This window comes from uncultured Thiocystis sp., assembly GCF_903866365.1.
GTDB lineage: Bacteria > Pseudomonadota > Gammaproteobacteria > Chromatiales > Chromatiaceae > Chromatium.
In genome coordinates, this window is record NZ_CAIPNF010000452.1 from 1 (window position 1) to 3,752 (window position 3,752).

A 3,752-nucleotide genomic window follows, 5' to 3' on the forward strand; every position below is an offset into this window, starting at 1 on the left:
GCCCGCAATTTCCTGGCGGGAGTCCATTTGGCTGCGGTCAGCATCCTGCTCACATGATGGAAAGGCTCTGGATCTCAGTGCTAATCCCACACAACATGAATTGATGACACGCCCTAAGTGATTCAAGTTCCGGCTGGTATAGTAGGGGGCATTCCATGGAACCGGTTTCGACATGAACCGCCATTGCAGCAAACCTTCATCAACGTTTCGATTCTGAAAATAGATCACATGTCCTCCACATTTTTCAAGTGAAAAACCACCAATTCGCTGTAATTTGTATGGTTATTAACGGGGGCTAGTAATTACCTTATAGACAAAATGTCCTGCGGAATGTCGGATCGATCTTTAGCGTAAGGATGTTTCGGAGAGGTCTCGCCCGTGCGTTTCGGAATCAACCGGCCACTTCGCTGGAAGAAGCGGCGGACTTGCCGCGCCGCCGGCGCGGACGCCGGCGCTTCGCCCCGCCCTCGATCATGCTGGCGCGCTCCGGACCGCTCGCATCCTGGAAGCGCGTCCACCAGTCGGCCAGTTCGGCATCCGCCTCGCCCGCGGCGGCCCGCAGTACCAGAAAATCGTAGGCGGCGCGGAAACGGGGGTGAGCGATCAGCCGATAGGGCCGCTTGCCGTCGCGCTGTTCGAGACGCGGCTGCAGCGCCCAGATTTCGCGCATGGGTAGCGAGAAACGCTTGGGGATCGCCACCAGCGACTGCTGACGCTGGCAGACCGCGCTGGACGCCAGCAGAATCGCCTCGGTCGCCGGCATCCCTTCGGCCAGGAGCTGCTCGAACCGCCGGCGCACCGGCTCCCAGAGCAGGACCGCGAACAGGAACGCGGGGGTGACCGGCTTATCCTCCCGAATACGCTGATCGGTGTTCGACAACCCGCGACTGACGAAGGTGATCGGAAAGTCGTGATCCTCGCGCGCCAGACAGTCTTCGGTGTCCGGGAAGAGGTGACCGAAGAGTCCGTAATGACGCAGTTTCACGAACACGTCGAGACCGTAGCCCGAGTGAAACAGCTTGATGAGTTCGTCGAACAGACGCGCGGCGGCGATGTCGGCGAGCAGCGGACCAAGTTCGTACAGCGGCCGCTCGGTGGCCGGTTCGATGGCGAAGCCGAGCTTGCAGGCGAAGCGCACGGCGCGCAGCATCCGCGCCGGATCTTCCCGATAGCGCTGCTCGGGATCGCCGATCAGACGCAGCCGGCCGGCCTTCAGATCCGCTAGGCCATCGGCATAATCGAGCAGCGAGAAATCGGCGATATCGTAGTAGAGCGCGTTGATGGTGAAGTCCCGCCGCAGCGCATCCTCCGCGATGGAGCCATAAATGTTGTCGCGCACGATCATGCCGTTTTCGAGACGCCGGTCCAGCGGATCGGCGTCGTCGCCGCGCCCGCGGAAGGTCGCGACCTCGATGATGTCGCGCCCGAAATGGACATGTGCCAGACGGAACCGTCGCCCGATCAGGCGGCAGTTACGAAACACCTGACGCACCTGTTCGGGCGTGGCATCGGTGGCGATATCGAAGTCCTTGGGCTCATGGCCCAGGAGCAGATCGCGCACACCGCCACCCACCAGGTGGGCCTGAAAATTCTCCTGCCGGAGCCGATAAAGCACCTTGAGTGCGTTTTCGCTGATCTTCGCGCGGGAGAGACTGTGTTCTGGACGAGGCACGATCAGCGGTCTCGTCACGTTCGTCGTGTTGGGGTCGGATTCCTGCATGACCTTCGTGTAAACGGTTCCTTAATGCGCCGGGACGGCAATGCGTGAGCGTGGGAATGGATCCCAGTGTTCCCCAGCGAGTAAATGTGGCCGGTTGGTCGGTCGAGAATAACCACCGCTTGTGAAGCGGCATCATCTACGTATATTATGCGATTCTTCGCTTCACTCGCAGACATAATTACTGCTCCCTTCGTCTAGCGGTTAGGACGCTGGCCTCTCACGTCGGCAACAGGGGTTCGAACCCCCTAGGGAGCGCCAAATAAAACAATCGCTTGCGTGAAAACGCGGGCGTTCTTATTTTTATGTCCGGAACTTTCCCGGAAAAGCGATCTGGAACAGGGCATTTTTTTCACGAATCCAGGCCCACAAAAAACCCGCCTCTCGGGCGGGCGTGTTCGGGGTCAGGCGTTCAGGTTCGCATCCGCTCGACCCTCTCGCGTGCTGCCAGGATGACCGGGTTTGTCGTCTCGGCGCGCGGCAGGGTCCGCCCTCGCGCCGCCAGCAGGGACTCCGCCAGACTCGGCAACCCGCTGCCCGAATCCCGCTGTTCCAGACTCTCAACGCGCTTCTTGAGCATCGCGACCTCCTGGTGACACAAACCGAACGCGAATGACGATCCCGCTCTCGGGCACGGAGTCACCTCGAAGATCACGACAACGCGCTCCGCTCCGCCCTGCTGTTCTCCAGCCTCTCGATCCTGCTCTCAATCTGACTCGGCGGGTGCGGCTTCTATATAATGTCTCAGCAACAGCATTCGGCGCCGAACTGATCAATGCGCTGCCAGAATTGAGTCCAGCGCCCGGGGGTCGGTGTGAGGGCACGCAAGCTGAGTACGATCTTGGCGCCGGTGTTCTTCCAGCGCCTGCCCGAGGCGCACAGGCGTTGCTTGACGAGGGTCTTGCAAGCGGCTTCGGTGACACCCGAACCGATCGGCAAGCCGTCGGCGACGTCGCGGGCGTCGTCCATCTGGTGGCAATGGTTGGAGCAGTCGGTCCGGGCGCTGTCGAGGTCGTCGCGGACCTGCTGGGAGAGGGTGCGGCGCTCGGCGAGTTGGGTGGCCTCCTCGATCCGCGTCGCGACCGCGTCGGGTTGGTGTTTGAGACGGGCGCCGTGCTCGGTCTGCCACTGTTCGCGTTGGGCCTTGGCTTGCGGATGTGCCGCGCGGGCGATTTTGGCCACGTCTTCGGTGGCATGGTAGAAGTCGCTCAATTGCCGTTCGGTGTGTTGTTCCAAGAACGCCCAATTGGTGGCAGCGCCATCGGCGATGCCGAGAGACAGCGCCGCGGGAAACGGCCGCTTGAGGCGCACGATCGCACGTTCCATGCGCGGCTTGAACTCGGCCTTGCCGTACGCCGGCGCGGCGGCGAGAGAGACCGTGTGTTGCCGTTCGCCTTGGCTGTCGTAGAGTGAGAGCGCCCCGACCCTCGCCTCGCGATCGCCGGCGCTGTCGGCCATCGGGATCCTGGCCCCGTCGAGGCTGAGGACGAGGGTGCGGATGGCGGCATCCAAGGCGGGCCGTTCAGACTCCCAGAGTGCCTCCTTGGCGCCGGCGATGCCGCCGACCCACTCGGCGACGTTTTGGATGTAAGAGGTCGCGACCTGGCGCCCGTGATTCGGCTCCAGGTCGGTTTGCACCGCGCGCGCATTGAGTTGGCCGTACTTGTGGCGGAGTTGACTGGCGAAGCGCGGGCTGGCGTCACGGATGATCCGCGCCTGCTGCTCCAGCGGGCAGTCCATCCGCCCGCCGCGGGAGGTTTGATAGACGTAACGCTCCAGGCGCACCGGCCCATAGGGTGTCTGGTACGTGTTGCTATCACGCGAACGTGCCGTCTACTGGATCGCGCCGAGCTGGATCGGGCTGCCGTCGGTGTCGAAGCGCTGCAGGGCTTCCTCCCAGGGCGAGCGCGTTTAAACATTCCGTTTTTCGGGTAGTTGACGGATGCTAGCGAGAAACGACGATTGGAGTTTCTCATGTCAGCAAGCATTCTTGAGCATTTCACCTCCTTGGAAGATCCTCGGATCGAGCGTCGAA

The 3,752-nt window shown here is 62.0% G+C and carries 4 protein-coding genes and 1 tRNA gene; 1 reads left to right on the plus strand and 4 read right to left on the minus strand.

The genetic code is table 11. From position 1 onward, the window contains the following. Positions 1-228: hypothetical protein (locus tag QZY07_RS24810; RefSeq protein WP_295408701.1), on the minus strand; the 228-nt coding region annotated here is incomplete at its 3' end. A 163-nt stretch (positions 229-391) separates the two neighbouring features. After that, positions 392-1,720, minus strand: coding sequence for a polynucleotide adenylyltransferase PcnB (pcnB, locus tag QZY07_RS24815; RefSeq protein WP_295408703.1), 1,329 nt, complete (start codon positions 1,718-1,720; stop codon positions 392-394). A gap of 183 nt (positions 1,721-1,903) precedes the next feature. Here pcnB and QZY07_RS24820 point away from each other — a divergent pair. Then, a tRNA-Glu gene (locus QZY07_RS24820) sits at positions 1,904-1,978 on the plus strand. Between the two features lie 151 nt (positions 1,979-2,129). Here QZY07_RS24820 and QZY07_RS24825 read toward each other — a convergent pair. Further along, positions 2,130-2,297 (minus strand): hypothetical protein, encoded by a 168-nt coding sequence (locus tag QZY07_RS24825; protein ID WP_295408704.1) that lies wholly within the window; start codon positions 2,295-2,297, stop codon positions 2,130-2,132. Between the two features lie 164 nt (positions 2,298-2,461). Further along, a complete protein-coding gene (locus QZY07_RS24830; protein ID WP_295408706.1) occupies positions 2,462-3,457 on the minus strand; it encodes an ISKra4 family transposase in 996 nt (331 codons plus the stop codon). Positions 3,458-3,752: the final 295 nt, after the last annotated feature.